Origin of the sequence: Cytobacillus sp. IB215665, from assembly GCF_033963835.1 — a bacterium.
Taxonomy (GTDB): Bacteria; Bacillota; Bacilli; order Bacillales; family SM2101; genus Nanhaiella.
This window is the reverse complement of sequence record NZ_JAXBME010000002.1, coordinates 104,918-122,218: the sequence shown is the minus strand read 5'-3', so window position 1 is coordinate 122,218 and position 17,301 is coordinate 104,918. Positions and strand designations below refer to the sequence as shown.

General features: G+C 35.2%; 13 protein-coding genes. 1 reads left to right on the top strand and 12 read right to left on the bottom strand.

Translation table 11 applies throughout. From position 1 onward, the window contains the following. Positions 1-192 precede the first annotated feature (192 nt). The 4 genes from SLH52_RS02580 to hemA all read right to left on the bottom strand — a co-directional run bounded on the left by SLH52_RS02580 (position 193) and on the right by hemA (position 4,176). Positions 193-981: a uroporphyrinogen-III synthase gene (locus tag SLH52_RS02580; protein WP_320207738.1), complete on the bottom strand. Its 789-nt coding sequence runs from the start codon at positions 979-981 to the stop codon at positions 193-195. Beyond that, a complete protein-coding gene (hemC, locus tag SLH52_RS02575) occupies positions 981-1,913 on the bottom strand; it encodes a hydroxymethylbilane synthase (RefSeq protein ID WP_320207737.1) in 933 nt (310 codons plus the stop codon). Before hemC ends, SLH52_RS02580 begins: the two co-directional genes overlap by 1 nt. A gap of 86 nt (positions 1,914-1,999) precedes the next feature. Continuing rightward, positions 2,000-2,821 (bottom strand): cytochrome c biogenesis protein, encoded by an 822-nt coding sequence (locus SLH52_RS02570; RefSeq protein ID WP_320207736.1) that lies wholly within the window; start codon positions 2,819-2,821, stop codon positions 2,000-2,002. A gap of 14 nt (positions 2,822-2,835) precedes the next feature. Then, positions 2,836-4,176: a glutamyl-tRNA reductase gene (gene hemA / locus SLH52_RS02565; RefSeq protein WP_320207735.1), complete on the bottom strand. Its 1,341-nt coding sequence runs from the start codon at positions 4,174-4,176 to the stop codon at positions 2,836-2,838. A gap of 205 nt (positions 4,177-4,381) precedes the next feature. Here hemA and SLH52_RS02560 point away from each other — a divergent pair, with 205 nt between their 5' ends. Next, positions 4,382-4,867: a LiaI-LiaF-like domain-containing protein gene (locus SLH52_RS02560; RefSeq protein WP_320207734.1), complete on the top strand. Its 486-nt coding sequence runs from the start codon at positions 4,382-4,384 to the stop codon at positions 4,865-4,867. A gap of 433 nt (positions 4,868-5,300) precedes the next feature. On the opposite strand, the gene yihA is transcribed toward SLH52_RS02560, so the two are convergent. The 8 genes from yihA to leuC form a co-directional block, all read right to left on the bottom strand. Next, on the bottom strand, positions 5,301-5,885 hold the full coding sequence (gene yihA / locus SLH52_RS02555; RefSeq protein ID WP_320207733.1) for a ribosome biogenesis GTP-binding protein YihA/YsxC: 585 nt from the start codon (positions 5,883-5,885) through the stop codon (positions 5,301-5,303). Beyond that, positions 5,882-8,206, bottom strand: a complete 2,325-nt coding sequence (gene lon / locus SLH52_RS02550; protein WP_320207732.1) for an endopeptidase La — start codon at positions 8,204-8,206, stop codon at positions 5,882-5,884. Before lon ends, yihA begins: the two co-directional genes overlap by 4 nt. A gap of 463 nt (positions 8,207-8,669) precedes the next feature. Next, positions 8,670-10,343: an ATP-dependent protease LonB gene (gene lonB, locus SLH52_RS02545; protein ID WP_320207731.1), complete on the bottom strand. Its 1,674-nt coding sequence runs from the start codon at positions 10,341-10,343 to the stop codon at positions 8,670-8,672. A 240-nt stretch (positions 10,344-10,583) separates the two neighbouring features. Further along, entirely contained in the window at positions 10,584-11,849 is a 1,266-nt protein-coding gene (clpX, locus tag SLH52_RS02540) for an ATP-dependent protease ATP-binding subunit ClpX (protein WP_214481502.1), read from the bottom strand. A gap of 637 nt (positions 11,850-12,486) precedes the next feature. Beyond that, positions 12,487-13,773 (bottom strand): trigger factor, encoded by a 1,287-nt coding sequence (gene tig / locus SLH52_RS02535; protein WP_320207730.1) that lies wholly within the window; start codon positions 13,771-13,773, stop codon positions 12,487-12,489. A gap of 243 nt (positions 13,774-14,016) precedes the next feature. Further along, positions 14,017-15,027, bottom strand: coding sequence for a tetratricopeptide repeat protein (locus tag SLH52_RS02530; RefSeq protein ID WP_320207729.1), 1,011 nt, complete (start codon positions 15,025-15,027; stop codon positions 14,017-14,019). A gap of 105 nt (positions 15,028-15,132) precedes the next feature. Then, the gene (leuD, locus tag SLH52_RS02525; RefSeq protein ID WP_320207728.1) at positions 15,133-15,717 is read right to left on the bottom strand and encodes a 3-isopropylmalate dehydratase small subunit; all 585 of its coding nucleotides are present in this window, start codon (positions 15,715-15,717) and stop codon (positions 15,133-15,135) included. A gap of 89 nt (positions 15,718-15,806) precedes the next feature. After that, complete coding sequence (leuC, locus tag SLH52_RS02520; RefSeq protein WP_320207727.1) at positions 15,807-17,219, bottom strand: 3-isopropylmalate dehydratase large subunit; 1,413 nt, start codon at positions 17,217-17,219, stop codon at positions 15,807-15,809. Positions 17,220-17,301: the final 82 nt, after the last annotated feature.

Genomic DNA, 17,301 nt, shown 5'->3' with positions numbered 1-17,301 from the left:
CACTTAAAAATGTTATTCTATGGCTCTTTTCGTAAACTTTGTTGCTATTGTTATCCAATTAGCACCAAAAAAAGTGGTTTAACATGGTTAGTCATTGTTGTACAGAAGAATAGATGCCACGAACTCTAGTTGTGTACGTGTTTGGCTCTTAGTACGAAAAGCAACAATTAATGCGAAAACAGCCTATTCTAATTAATTTGACACTCGGTTATAATACAGAACAAGCTCTTGCAGCATACTATCAAGCGTATACTCTTTTGGACATATATGCACGGTTATACCAAGTTTAGTTGCTGTTTCTTTCGTAATTGGGCCGATACAAGCGACTATACAGCCTCGGATGTAGTGATCTATCGAATGCCCATTTAATAATGATACAAAGTTTTTGACAGCTGAGGAACTCGCAAATGTGATGACATCTATGTCATCATTTGAGAGCAATTTATATAAATTATGTTTACTCTGGCTGTTCTCAATTGTTTGATAAACGACCAAATCTGTTACATCATATCCGTTGCTAATTAACTGAGACTTAAACGTATCACGTGAAAGATTCCCTCGAACATTTAAAATTCGATCTACCGAATTCAAATATGGATATAATGCCTCTAATAAACTTTCTTGTACAAACTGTTTTGGTACAACTGACGCTTCGTGTCCATACTGTTGTAATGCTTCTAAAGTTCTTTTTCCTACTACAGCAATCTGCGGAAATAATACGTTACATTCTAGCTGCTCCTGAAATTGTTGAAAAAAGAAATGTACGCCATTTGCGCTTGAGAAAATAAGCCATTGATATTCATGTAGCTCATTCACAATCATTTTACTTTCATGTGTATAATTTGCAGGAATGATAGAAATTAGTGGAATTTCTACCGCGATACCTCCAAGTTCTACAATTTTCTCAGCAAAGCCTTTTGCTTGCTGTTTACCTCTTGTCACAAGTATTTTTTTGTTATGAAGAGGTAACATATTATCCATTATTGATTAAGCTCCTCTTTCACTTGGTCAATGAGGTTTTTGGCCCCCATTTTCGTAAGCTTCATAGCAGCTAATATACCTACTTCCTCTGGGTTTGTTCCGGTGATCGTTTCTTTAAAGATTGTTTCACCATCAGGTGCAGCTACGAGTGCATGTAATACAATTTCATCATGCTGGTTAATTTGAGCATACCCCGCAATTGGAACTTGACAGCCACCTTCCATCTTATCAAGAAATGTACGCTCTGCTTCAGTAGTTCGAGAAGTTTCTTTATCATTTAATTTTGCCAGTTCATTCAAAAGGTCCATATCATCACTGCGACACTCAATTCCAAGTGCGCCCTGACCGACAGCAGGTAAACAACTTATCGGCTCAAGATATTCAGTTACTACATCATCTTTCCACCCCATACGTGCTAATCCTGCTGCTGCTAAAACAATTGCTTCATATTCGTTATTTTCTAATTTTCTTAAGCGAGTATCAATATTACCTCGAATCCATTTAATCTCTATATCGGAGCGAAGTGCTAGCAGCTGTGCTGCTCTTCGTAAACTACTTGTTCCAATTATTGCTCCACTTGGGAGCTGCTCAAAAGGAATGTCACCTTTTGAAATTATGACATCTCTTGGGTCCTCACGTTTTGGAATACAGCCAATCGTTAAATGTTCTGGTAAAACAGCTGGCATATCCTTCATACTATGAACGGCCATATCAATTTCTTTATTTAGCATAGCTTGTTCGATTTCTTTAACAAACAACCCTTTTCCGCCAACCTTTGATAAGGTCACATCAAGAATTTTATCACCTTTTGTAACAATTTCTTTCACTTCAAACTCAAATGGAACGCCTAATTGCTTTAAAGTATCTATTACCCAATTAGTTTGAGTTAACGCTAATTTACTTTTACGAGAACCTACAATTATTTTTCGCATGATTTCCTCCTAAATCATTAGCAAAGTGGAAGCGGTTATATCTTATTCCAGCAACCACTATCGTTTTTGTTTAAAATGCAGTACTATTAATGAAATCTAGATAGACTTCCGAATAGAAAAAAATTAATAAGAAGTACTAAAAATGAAGCCACATTCCATGTCGCAAGCGTTTTCCCTTGTAAATTCCTACCCACACGCATATATAGATAAACCCCGTATACAATTAAAACCGTAAACGAGCCAAGGACTTTCACATCATACCAATGAAAATTAGGAATTTGGATATAAGCCCATATCAAGCCTAAAATTAACCCTAGTAGTAGCATTGGTACCCCAATTACGTTTAACACATAAGACATATGATCCAATTTAGTGAGGTCTTCTATACGAAGCAAACGTTTTCCCCATCTCTTTTGTTTTAGCAAATTATATTGAATCAAATATAGTGTGGTAAAAATAAAAGATAATGTAAATGCTCCATATGACAATATAGTCATTGTAATATGAATCACTAATAATTCTGACATGAGTTGCTCGGCGCCAGCGACAGATTGTTCATGATTAGGCGCGAATGTATGTAAGGCCATTACAAAAAAGCCTAGTACGTTCGTAAAAAAAACAATAAAGTCCACTCGTAACAGACGATTAATTACAAGTGATAACGTAATCAATACCCATGCATAAAAATAGAGTCCTTCAAAGAGCGTCAAAATAGGAAAGCGCCCTGTTTCCATCATTCTCAGAAACAAAAAAATTGTTTGTAAGCACCAAACAATAGAAAGTAACCAGAAGGCAACTTTATTAGCCTTCCGGTTATTATGAAGAAAGTCAACAAAATATAGCAGTACACTTACTGCATATATACATACGGTAAACTCATATAGCCTTGTCATATATATATCTATCATTTTCGTCTCCTCACTTATGAACTATGAAGAGATAGCTGTTTTGCAGTCGCAAGCTGTTGAACTTGCTGCTTGTCTAGCTCAACCTTTACCGCTTCTTCAATATTAAATATTTTCATAAAGAGTTGTAATGACTCTTCAGCATTATCTTCCGCTGCTATTTCTTTTGCTCCCAAGATTGGATCTTTTAGCAATTGATTAACAATGCTCTTTGTATGTTTATTAATTACTTTTCTTTCTCGTTCTGAAAGGTTCGGTAGTTTACGATCGATGCTTCTCATCGTTTCAGCTTGAACTTCAAGAGCACGTTGTCTAAGTGCAGAGATAACAGGTACAACTCCTAATGTATTAAGCCATTGTTTAAACATCACTATTTCTGACTCAATCATTAACTCAATTTGTATTGAAGCCTTTTCTCGCTCCGCTAAATTAGCTTGTACTATATCCTCTAAATCATCAATATCATACAAAAATACATTATCAAGCTCTGCAAGCTGTGGATCTAAATCGCGAGGAACAGCAATATCGACCATAAATATAGGTCTACCTTTTCTCATTTTTTTAACTTGTTCCATCATAGCTTTGTTTATAACATAACCCTTAGCTCCAGTCGAACTTATCATTATATCAGCTTCTACTATAGCTTGCTGTATATCTTCCATTGACTTAGCTTGTCCAGAAAAGCGCTCGGCTAGGGATTCAGCTTTTTCCATCGTTCTATTAACTACCGTAACTTGTTTTACACCATTGCCATGAAGATTTTCGACTGCTAGTTCTCCCATCTTACCTGCACCTAAAATTAACACATGTTTATTTGTTAACTGACCAAAAATCTTCTTTGCAAGCTCAACTGCAGCATAGCTGATAGACATTGCATTTGAAGAAATTTCAGTTTCCGAATGCGCACGTTTTGCTAATGTGATTACTTGTTTAAATAACTGGTTGAAAATTGTGCCAGTCGTTTGCGCCTCCTGAGCTAATAAGAAACTTGACCGAACCTGACCTAATATTTGTGTCTCACCTAAAACCATTGACTTTAAGCCACATGTGACATTAAATAGGTGCTCAATCGCACCATCACTTTCAAATATCGTTAAATACGGCGATACCTCATCTTTATCTAAATTAAACCAGTCTGCTAAAAAAGCTTTTATATAGTATCGACCTGTATGCAATTGATCAACAACAGCATAGACTTCAGTTCGATTACATGTTGAAATAATAACATTTTCTAATATACTCTTTTGCTTTTGCAAAGCTTTCATTGCCTCATGTAATCTATTTGCATCAAAAGTCAATTTTTCACGAATTTCGACAGGTGCTGTTTTATAATTTACCCCAACAACGATGATATGCACTGTAACTTTGCACCCCCTAATATACCTATTCTCCCATATACATAAAACTATATCTATTATAACATGTATGAAATATTGTCATTTTTTTAAATGTGAACACAATATGAACATATGTTAAGATTAATTAAATACGTACTACATTGTGTAGAATATCAAAAACAGCTTTGTTTATCAAGTAAGCTCTATTAAATTCAAGGAGGTTTTCATGAAGAAACAGAGCATTTTTTCAAGCATTATCCTTATAGGATTTGGGATTTATTTGCTCGTTCAACAACTAAACATTAAAATAACTCCAGGTTTCTACACATGGCCTACTTGGCTGTTAATCATCGGAACCGCTTTGCTAGCTCACGCATACATAACTAAGCAATATAACAATATTTTACCTGGATTCATTTTATTTGGCTTCGGCATTCATTTTCAAAATTTCTTTAATTTACCCTTTTGGCCAGATAATCATGTCATGCTATTATTTATTATATCCATAGGATTATTATTACAGTATACAAAATTAAAAACAGGATTGATTCAAGGGTTACTATTATTGTTTATAGCTCTATTGTTTCTATTTAATAACGAGATTATGAATTGGATTGGCAATCTCGAAAATACTACATCAAGCATATCAAGTTTCTGGCCATTCATTCTTATTGCTATCGGTTTATATATTCTATTTTTCAGAAAGGGCTAAGGCTAGACAATTAGAAAAGTGTAGGTGCATGCCCAATCATGCAACACCAAATTCTAAATGTATGTCTCCATACTGAATCTTCAAACATACGCTAAAGTTCTTTCGCTTGATGGCACTTGTTGCTTTTCGGTGAAAGGGCAAAGCGACCTTGAGGCCTGAAGCTGACAACTAGAAAAGCACAGAAGCCTCTTTTTTTCCCTCAAGCATATGCAAATTCCAATTTAACAAGCTAGCTAATAATATTGAGACGCTCTTCTGTTGTGCTAACAAAGGTTTTATGCGATTTTCAACACTTACTAGCAAACACGTCATGAAATTCTAGTTGTATCGTGCTTATTTTTCAATGCTACAAATATTGCATACTAAAACACATTATTATTAAACACAAAAAAGTAAGCAGAGTATAAACATACCCTGCTTACCGTGACTATCATTACATAAACTTATTTAAAGCTGACCAGGCCTCTACTTTTCCTTTGCCTGTTTCAGATGAAAATAGTATTAACTGATCGTTAGGATCGAGTTGTAGGTCCTGACGAATAACTTTAGCATGTTTTTCCCATTTACCCTTTGGGATCTTATCTGCCTTTGTTGCAATTACAATAGTAGGAATTTCATAATGCTTTAAAAAGTCATACATAATCACATCATCGTTGGAAGGTGGATGACGAAGATCTATTAATAAAATTACCGCACGTAATGGCTCACGTGTAGTAAGATACTTCTCGATCATTTTCCCCCATGCTTCCCGTTCCTTCTTAGACACTTTTGCATAGCCATAACCGGGTACATCAACAAAATATACTGATTCATTAAGCAAATAAAAGTTTAACGTTTGTGTCTTACCTGGTTTTGATGATGTTCTAGCTAAATTTTTACGATGGATCATTTTATTTATAAAGGAAGATTTACCAACATTTGATCTTCCTGCTAAAGCAAATTCTGGAAACCTCTCTGCATTTGGATACTGTTCTGGCTTCACTGCACTAATAACTATTTCTGCATCTGTAACTTTCATATAGTATCTCCTAAAATCGCATGTTCCAAGACTTCATCTAAATGAGAAACGAGTATGAAGGTCAAATCATTTCTCACACTTTCTGGAATATCCTCAATATCTTTTTCATTATCTTTTGGAACAATAATTTTCCTTAAGCCAGCTCGATGAGCACTTAACGTTTTTTCTTTCAGTCCTCCTATAGGAAGCACTCTTCCACGAAGGGTAATTTCTCCAGTCATACCAACTTCTTTACTAACAGGATAATCCGTTAATGCAGAAATAAGTGCTGTTGCCATAGTAATTCCAGCTGATGGACCATCTTTAGGTACTGCACCTTCAGGGACATGAATGTGGATATCATTCTCTTCATGGAAATTAGGATCAATATGAAGCTCTTCTGCTCTAGATCGTATGTAACTGAATGCAGCTTGTGCTGATTCTTTCATTACATCACCAAGTTTACCAGTTAAAACAAGCTTCCCCTTACCTGGAGAAAGTGAAACTTCTATTGATAACGTATCTCCTCCAACAGGAGTATATGCAAGCCCAGTTGCCACACCAACTTGGTCATCTATTTCAGCTTGACCGTAACGAAATATTTTTTTCCCTAAAAATTCTTCAATATTCTTATCAGTAATGATTACTCTTTTGCGTTCTTCTGCAACAATTAACTTAGCTGCTTTTCTACATATTGTTGCGAGCTGACGTTCTAATCCACGAACACCTGCTTCACGTGTGTAATATCTTATAACACTCTGTAATCCATCATCTCTAATTTGTAATACTGCTTTTTTCATACCATGTTCTTTCAGCTGCTTAGGAAATAAATGGTCCTTTGCAATATGCAGTTTTTCAATTTCAGTATAACCAGCAATGGTAATTATTTCCATTCTATCTCGAAGCGGTCCTGGAATTGTAGATAAATCATTAGCAGTAGCAATAAATACTACATTAGATAAATCATATGGTTCTTCAATATAGTGGTCACTAAATGAATGGTTTTGTTCTGGATCAAGTACTTCTAGCATTGCAGAAGATGGATCTCCACGAAAATCACTTGACATTTTATCAATTTCATCCAATAGAAATACCGGATTGATAGTTGATGCTTTTTTCATACCTTGAATAATTCTACCTGGCATCGCCCCTACATATGTTCTCCGGTGCCCCCTAATCTCTGATTCATCACGGACACCACCAAGGGAAATACGGACAAAATTTCTATTTAATGATTTAGCTATAGACTTAGCCAGTGATGTCTTACCTACCCCTGGAGGGCCGGACAGGCATAAAATTGGTCCTTTTAACGATTCGGTTAACTGCTGCACTGCTAAGTATTCAAGAACACGTTCTTTCACTTTTTCAAGACCGAAATGCTCATCGTTTAAGATCTTTTCAGCTTTTTTGACATTTAAACTATCCTCTGTAGAAACAGACCAAGGTAACATAATTAACCAATCAATATAATTTCTAATTACACCACTCTCAGCAGAGCTAACAGGTATTTTCTCATATCTATCTAACTCTTTTAAAGCAGTTTCTTTTACTTGGTCAGGCATCCCAACTTCATGTATTTTACTTTTTAGTTTTTCAATTTCACCAGTTTTTCCTTCTTTATCTCCTAGCTCTTTTTGTATTGCTTTCATTTGCTCACGGAGATAGTACTCTTTTTGCGTTCGTTCCATTGACCGTTTTACAGTTTGTCCTATTTTTTTCTCTAAGTTTAAAACTTCACGTTCATTATTAATGATAGTAATGACTTGATGAAGACGTTCTTTAAGATCTGTTGTTTCCAATATCTCTTGCTTCTCTTTAATCTTTAACGGTAAATGGGAAGCAATGATATCTGCCATTCTCCCTGGCTCTTCAATATCCGACACTGTCATAAACGTTTCTGCCGATATTTTTTTTGATAGTTTTATGTATTGCTCAAATAATTGTAGCATTGTCCTCATCAATGCTTCTTCTTCATTGCCTTTCACCTGCGGATCCTCATATGTATTAATTTTTGCAGAGTGATAAGTACCTTCATCATAATATGTCTCGATTTCAGCTCTACTAATCCCTTCTACTAAAACCCGAATTGTACCATTTGGCAACTTAAGCATTTGCTTAACATGGGTTAATGTCCCCATTTCGTACAGATCATCGATCGTTGGTTCTTCTATCGAAACATCTACTTGCGATGATAAGAAAATATGTCGGTCTTCCATCATTGCTTTTTCGAGCGCTTTCACAGATTTATCACGACCGACATCTAGATGCAATACCATTGTCGGATAGATTAATACTCCTCGGAGAGGCAGGAGGGGAACGATCATTTGTTTATTCTTACCCATCGGAAAAATACCTCCAATTATATAAAACACTAAATACTTGTATTGAACTATTGTATAGTACATTTTTTCCTTTGTAAAATAGAAACAACTATCACTACATTTATTGAAGGAGTGTTTTTTACTATTTGAAAGCGCCACAGTACAAAGAGTCTAACTTACAAGGCACTTTATACTATGGCTCATTTCAAAATTCTGCTGTTATTGTTACTAAATTTGAAAGGCTCTCTTTTCTTATAATTTGTTGCTGGACAGCAACAAACAAATTAATGTAAGTGACTTTATTTTAAATGAGAAAAAAGATTTGATTTATACGTTTTTATTTCTTAAAAGCAACAATCAATGCGAAAACAGCCATATGAAAAATAAGATAAGGTTTGTTAGAGAAGAAAAGTTATTTATTTACTAAATAATGAAACCAACAATTAATAAAACAACTTAATAAACCCTTTTCAAATAACGATCATTAAACTGATTCTTTTTCCTGTAGTTTTGCTGGAGATGATATGATTGATTCAGTATGATGAATTTTTGGCTTTATTAAAGCAATATCGAATACTTCATTTAGGTGATTGACAGGAATAATCTCAATTCCTTCTATGCCTTTTAAGAGCTTTTGCATATTTTCCGATGGTATGATCACCTTTTTTGCTCCTGCTTGTCTTGCAGCTTTCACCTTCGCAACGACACCACCAATTGGTTTAACATTACCGTGAATACTAATCTCCCCTGTCATCGCTACAGTTCTATCAACTTTCACTTTATTAATTGCAGAATAAATACCAGTCGCCATTGCAATCCCTGCAGAAGGACCATCCACTGGAAATCCGCCAGGAAAATTGACATGTATATCAAAATCTGATGCAGGGACGCCCATAGAACGAAGAACAGTAATTACATTTTCAATAGACCCTTTAGCCATACTTTTTCGTCTAATTGATTTAGCCCTATCTCCAATACTTTCCTCTTCTGCAATACCTGTGATATTAATTGTACCTTGATCTTCTGCAGGAATAATCGTTACTTCAATTTCTAGTAACGCTCCTGTATTTGGCCCAAATACAGCTAAGCCATTAACTAGGCCTACCTTTGAATTAGCACAAATTTTCTTTTCATAACGTGGTACGAGTTGAGAGGACTCAATAACCCACTCTATATCCTCATCGTATATGCTCTCTCTTTCTTCAGAAATTGCAATCCCTGCAGCAACTTGAACCATATTGACTGCTTCACGACCATTCCTAGCATAATTTGATAAAATCTCTAAACCTTTATCATCTATCTCCATTTGTACTTTCTGAGCGGCATTGCTAGCTACAACCTTAATTTCATCTTTATCTAACTCACGGAAAAACACTTCTAAACATCGAGAACGAATCGCAGGAGGTATTTCACTTGGTGTTCTAGTAGTCGCTCCAATTAACCGAAAATCTGCTGGTAAACCATTTTGAAAAATATCATGAATATGATTAGGAATTTGTGAATTTTCTTCACTATAATAAGCACTTTCCAAAAATACTTTTCGATCTTCAAGAACCTTTAGTAGCTTATTCATTTGAATAGGGTGAAGCTCTCCAATCTCATCAATAAAAAGTACACCACCATGGGCATTCGTCACAGCACCTTGCTTCGGCTGCGGTATACCTGCTTGCCCCATGGCCCCCGCACCTTGATAAATTGGATCATGTACTGAGCCAATTAGTGGGTCAGCAATTCCCCTTTCATCAAAACGAGCAGTAGTAGCGTCAAGTTCAACAAAAACCGAAGATTGGTGAAATGGTGATTTAGAGCTTTTCTTTGCTTCTTCTAATACTAATCTAGCCGCAGCCGTCTTTCCTACACCAGGTGGGCCATATATAAGGACATGTTGAGGGTTTGGCCCACATAAAGCAGCCTTTAAAGAACGAATTCCATCTACTTGTCCGACAATTTCTTGAAAACTTGACGGCCTAACTTTCTCGGCTAATGGCTCAGTTAATGAAATAGAGCGAAGTTTTCTCAAATGTTCCATTTCTTTACGTGATTCTTTATCAATTGATATTTTTTGAGTGCGTTGATTTCTTAATAAATTCCAAAAATATAGCCCAATAATTACACCAAAAAATAACTGGACGAGTAAGGCGATGCTAGTCCAACTCATATCAATTCCCTCCTGAACGTATGAATCCATCATTAATTGATAGTATCTCCGTGCAGAAGTTTGTATAAACACATTTTTTTCATACATTAAAATTAGTGGAAATAAGTCACTGACTACTGAACACCTCGTTCATTCCTCAGTAAATTAGCTGCCCACTTTCCTAAAATTATTATTGGGATAAACCCTAAAAACCTCTAAAGGTAAGTAATATCCTTTAGAGGTTATGTTTCCAGTCATCTTTTAAGCTGATGTTTTTCGATCTTTTAATTCTGAACCATCATCAAGAATTAATTTTGGTGGAGTATTATGCATAACAGTATCTGCCGTTATAATACACTTTGATATGTCCTCTCTAGAAGGAAGCTCAAACATAACATCCAGCATAATACCTTCAATAATTGAACGTAGACCACGAGCTCCTGTTTTCCGTTCAATTGCTTTTTTGGCGATTTCAATCAGAGCATCTTCTTCAAAATCTAACTCTACATTATCTAACTCAAGCATCTTCTGATACTGTTTCACAAGTGCATTTTTAGGTAATGTAAGGATTTTCACTAATGCATCTTCATCAAGTGGTTCTAAGCTTGCGATTACTGGTAATCGACCTATAAATTCTGGAATTAGTCCAAACTTCAGCAAATCTTCAGGTAGAACTTTTGATAACAGCTCTTTCTGATCATGCTCTTTTTGTTTCATGTCTGATCCAAAACCGATCACCTTTTTACCTAAACGGCGTTTTATAATTGGCTCAATGCCGTCAAAGGCACCACCACATATAAATAAAATATTTGTTGTATCAATTTGGATAAACTCTTGATGTGGATGCTTCCTTCCACCTTGAGGAGGAACACTAGCAATAGTGCCTTCTAAAATTTTCAGCAATGCCTGTTGCACGCCTTCTCCAGAAACATCACGAGTAATGGAAGGATTTTCCGATTTACGAGCAACTTTATCTATCTCGTCAATATAAATGATACCCTTTTCAGCCTTTTCAACATCATAATCAGCTGCTTGTATTAACTTTAACAAAATATTTTCAACGTCTTCACCTACATATCCAGCCTCAGTAAGTGATGTAGCATCAGCAATAGCAAATGGTACATTTAAAATTCTTGCTAATGTTTCAGCTAGCAAGGTCTTACCAGATCCAGTTGGACCAATCATTGCGATGTTACTTTTTGAAAGTTCAACATCATCAATTTTACTATTTGAGTTAATTCGCTTGTAATGATTGTACACTGCTACTGCAAGGGATTTCTTTGCAGCATCTTGACCAATAACATACTCGTCAAGGATTTCGCGAATTGCAATTGGTTTCGGAACTTCTTTGAATTCTACTTCTTCTTCAGTCCCTAATTCCTCCTCAACTATTTCAGTGCATAATTCTATACATTCATCACATATATATACACCTGGACCGGCAACTAATTTACGAACCTGATCTTGGGTTTTTCCGCAAAACGAACATTTTAATTGTCCTTTTTCTTCGTTAAATTTAAATCCCATATTTTCACCCCTTATTTCATTTTTTCTTATGGAGGATGTTTAAAGCAACAGCGCCTTATCCTTCTATGTTCTCGTTATCCTCATATTACAATCAAAATTACCGATTTAAAAAAGTTATGTATTGCATTTTATCACAAATGTACTTGCTAACAAAAATAATGCGCTCAACACTATGTATAACAGCTGATCATCTTTATTAATACAACATTATAACTCATAAGGATAAATAATAACAGTAGAATGCACTGACCTACTTATCGTTTATGAATTAAGCAATTTTCTCATTGGTTGTTTTTTTCCTACTGAGAAATAAATACGTACACAACTAGTGTTCGTAGCTTCTTTTCTTATGAAACATGATGACTAACATCTAGAGCCATTTTTTATGGGGCTAATTTGGTGATAATAGCAACAAATTTTGCAAAAAGAGCTTTTTTTTAAAACGAGCTCTTCTAACTTATGATCATTAGCAACTTGGTTAGATAAGAGCCATTAATAATTACTTTACCCATACTCATTTAAAAAAAATAACATTATTGTTAGCAATACATGGAAAAATAAGACGCCTAAATTATCCTCTGATTAGATAAAACAAGGCACGATGTACTTCGTGCCTTGTTTTACTTCTTACTTATTATTATGCAACATCTTTACGATTCTCTACAAGAAAATCAATTGATTTACGAATTTTTAAATCTCCTTTGATGCTATCTAAATTCCCTAACATCTTCTTAATTTCTTCTATAGGCATGTTGTACATACCTGCCATATTTTCAAGTTCTTTTTCAATTTCTTCGTCTGTAACATCAAAATTCTCAGCTTCAGCAATTGCTTCTAAAGTTAAGTTAATTTTAACGCGCTTTTCAGCCTCTTCCTTCATTTGCTCTCTGAGTGCCGCTTCATCTTGACCAGAGAATTGTGTGTATAACTCAAGGTTCATACCTTGCATTTGTAGACGCTGTTCAAACTCTTGAACCATTCTATCTGTCTCAGTTTTAAACATCGCTTCAGGAATTTCTACTTCAGCATTTTCAGCAGCTTTTTCTATTAATGAATTTCTAAGGTTATCCTCTGCTTCACGCTTTTTAGTTTCTTGTAATTTTTCTTTCGTTTTTGTTGTTAATTCTTCTAAAGATTCAACTTCATCATCAACATCTTTTGCAAACTCATCATCTAAGACTGGAAGTTCCTTTGCTTTTATTTCATGAACTTTCACCTTAAACGTTGCTGGCTTACCAGCTAATTCTTCAGAGTGGTATTCTTCAGGGAAAGTTACTTCAACTTCTTTTTCAGCACCTGCTTCTAAACCAACTAACTGATCTTCAAAACCAGGAATAAATGTACCTGATCCGATCTCTAATGAATAATTTTCAGCTGTTCCACCTTCAAATGCTTCACCATTAACAAAACCTTCGAAATCCATGATTACTGTATTACCGTTTTCAACAGAACCTTCTTCTTTTAAAGTTAATTCTGCTTGGCGTTCTTGAAGTTGCTTAAGTTCATTATCGACATCTTCATCAGTTACAGTAGCATCAAGTTCTTCAACTTCTAAGCCTTTATATTCACCTAATTTAACTTCCGGTTTCACTGTTACCTTCGCTGTGAAAATAAGTGTTTTACCTTTTTCCATTTGTTCAATATCAACATCTGGGCGATCAACTGGTTCAATTCCAGTTTCCTCTACAGCTGCAGAGTATGCCTCAGGTAATAAAATATCTAAAGCATCTTGATATAAAGACTCTACTCCGAACCTTTTTTCAAATAGGCTTCTTGGCATTTTACCTTTACGGAAACCAGGAACGTTCACCTGTTTCACAACTTTGTTAAACGCAGCATCTAGTCCTTCATTAACTTTTTCCGCATCTACTTCAACAGTTAGGACACCTTGGTTCCCTTCTGATTTTTCCCATTTTGCAGACATAAAAATTCCCTCCAACATCTATTTATATGCTTCATTAATCAAATATGATAGATAACGAATTGATTGTATCATTATCTTTTTGCGCACTTATATGTAGCTTCAAATTTACTACAATACAACCACTACATTATAACACAGAATAATTTGCTTTCAACACAAACTGATTTTTTTATATAAATTAATTAACAGTTAAAGATTCCCAGTTATGTAGGTAGTATGACTATTTAATGTTCAACTCATTTACTATGAAGAAATGTCCTCAATCTTATAGATGGCTTCACATGCTTGCATTAATTGGTCATTATTTACATCATACTTGGATACTATACTATGTCGGTCATGATCAAACCCCTGCATCTCCAAAGCTATTATATGTAATGCTGCAGCCCAGAGATTTGCTTCCCTAGGTTCAGGGTATAAAGGAAATAAAATGAACAAATGTCTAAACCAAATCTCTTTAATTACTTCATATAAAGTCGGATTTTCATTCGAAACATTCTTTTCCAGTATTGTTAAAACTTCTTTTGTAAAAGGATCCTCTCTACTATCTAAAAGCTCGGTTGGTTTTATTGTTATATCTCGATTAAATTTAATGATACTTATATCAAAATCTACTTCTTGCTCCATTAAAACTTGTAATAAAGCAGATTTAATAAGTGGTGATTTTTTAGGGTTAATTAAATATGTCTCTATAGTTTGTCTCTCACGTCGAACATTTTGATTTCGAAGAAGTTGAATTGCTTTCCAGTGTTCTTCAATATCATCGCCTTGGTTGAGCATTTGATCCAAAGTGCTACCTTCGGCAATATTATCGTTATTACTACTCTCCACATTATTGACATTCATTTTTCTACTGAAGTCTAGAAGTTTAAACATATTTTCAGCATATTCTGAAGGGATATTCCCCTCTTGAAGTATAGCCTCAATCGTAGTAATGATTTCATTGTAATGCCCTTGCTGTAGCAGAATAGACGTATATATTTGTAAAACTTGATAATAGTCGCCAATTCCTTTTTGCAGCATGCTATTACATATTTCTTTTGCTTCCTCAAATCTATTTAACTCAAACAGGCATAACACAGTACCTAATTCAATTTCAGGGTGATCTCTTTCTATTTCACCTGCTTGATCAAACAACAAAAGTGCTTCTTGAAATTGCTTTTGCTGTAGTTGATCAAACCCCTTTTCAATAAGCCGTTCTTTTAGATTAGGGAAGGGAAGAATATTTTCTCTTTGTTTTCTGTTATCTGCCATCAATTTTACCGCCCTATAGCCATTTTCGTACTTTTGTGTTATTAAGTTTATCAAGTAAGTGAACAGAAAACAAGAAGCGCCTCGGAAAGAACCTGGGCGCCTCTACTACTTATTTAATTTCTCATATTGTGATATGTGTTTTTCATAAACAAAAGTCAAGTCTATTTCATCCCAGCCTTTAACTAACAACTCTTTTCTGTATTGATCAATGAAAAATCCTTTACTAAAGCCTTTCTCATCCGAGATATTTTGATTCTCTAAATCTATTTGTAAAGTATAGTTAGAACTATTTCCTTCATATAATATATACTTTACATCTTCTCTATCTAATTTAATTGGGAGCAAACCATTTTTTAAGCAATTTCCATAAAATATATCAGCAAATGATGGAGCGATAATTACTTTAAATCCATAGTCTTGTAATGCCCACGGGGCATGTTCACGAGAAGAGCCACATCCAAAATTTTCATTTGCAACAAGTATTGTTGCACCAGCGTTTTCCTGTTTATTTAATTCAAAATCAGAATTTAATGTATGATCATCAAGATACCGCCAGTCATAAAATAAATATTGACCAAACCCTGTTCGCTCTATTCTTTTTAAAAATTGCTTAGGTATGATTTGGTCAGTATCAACATTTACACGATCTAACCCTGCTACCTTACCAGTATGAATATGAAATGGTTCCATACCCCTATCTCTCCTTTAACTTTAAGATAAGTGCTAAAACTTTGAGGAATCCCCAGTAGTTCCAACTGCCGACTATGTCACTTGCTAAACTACACAGTAGCTTTTTGTAGTTTTCTAATATCTACAAACCTACCATAAATAGCAGCTGCTGCTGCCATTGCAGGACTAACTAAATGAGTTCTAGCACCTTTCCCTTGTCTTCCTTCAAAATTTCGGTTTGATGTTGAGGCACAACGTTCTCCCTCTGGTACAACATCTGGATTCATACTTAAGCACATGCTACACCCTGATTCACGCCACTCAAAACCTGCTGCAATAAAAATATCTGCTAAACCTTCCTCTTCCGCCTGACGCTTCACCTCTTGTGAACCTGGTACAACTAGCGCTCTTACCTGACTTGATACCTTGTTCCCTTGCGCAATTTTAGCAGCTTCACGAAGATCGCTTATCCTTGAATTTGTACATGAACCTATAAATACATGTTGAATTTCTACATCAGAAATTTGCGTACCAGCTTGTAAGCCCATATATTGTAGTGCACTATCTACAGCCCTTTGATCTGCTTCATCATTAAAGTCTAGAGGAGAAGGTATTACTTGCTCGATCGTCACACTCATCCCCGGTGTTGTTCCCCATGTAACAGTTGGAGCTATTTTACTTGCGTCAATTTCAATGACTCTATCAAAGGTTGCATTTGAATCACTTGCTAGACTCTCCCATTTTTTAACAAATTTATTATACTCTTCACCCTCGGGAATATGCTTCTTTCCTTTTAAATATGAAAATGTTGTTCTATCTGGACTAATTAAGCCAGCTTTTGCACCTGCTTCTATTGACATATTACATATGGTCATCCGTTCCTCCATGGACATATTACGGATGGTATCACCTGTAAATTCAATAATATGACCTGTACCAACATTCACACCATATTCTCCAATAATAGATAAGATGACATCTTTTGCTGAAACACCAGCAGCTAACTTACCATTTATATTGATTTTTAATGTTTTAGGTCGATGTTGCCATAACGTTTGAGTTGCCAATACGTGTTCAACTTCACTAGTACCAATACCGAATGCTAAAGCTCCAAATGCTCCATGTGTCGATGTATGACTATCACCACATACGATTGTTTTCCCAGGCTGTGTGAGACCTAATTGAGGTCCTATAACATGAACAATACCTTGATCAGGACTGTTTAAATCTGCTAAATGAATGCCAAATTCTTCACAATTTTTTTCAAGAGCTGTCATTTGATTTTGTGCGACTTCATCTTGGATGATATAGCGATTGAAAGTAGGTACATTATGATCCATCGTCGCAAATGTTAAATCCGGGCGTCTTACTTTCCTATTATTTAAACGTAACCCTTCAAATGCTTGTGGGGAAGTAACTTCATGAACGAGATGAAGGTCTATATACAATAAATCAGGCTTGCCTTCTTCTTGATATACGATATTTTTTTCCCATATTTTTTCTATAATATTTTTTGGTTCCACGAATAAATTCACCTCTCAATAATGTCAAATGTTATTCAAACATCATTCGTGTAAATACACTATATAAGTTTCCATCTAATAG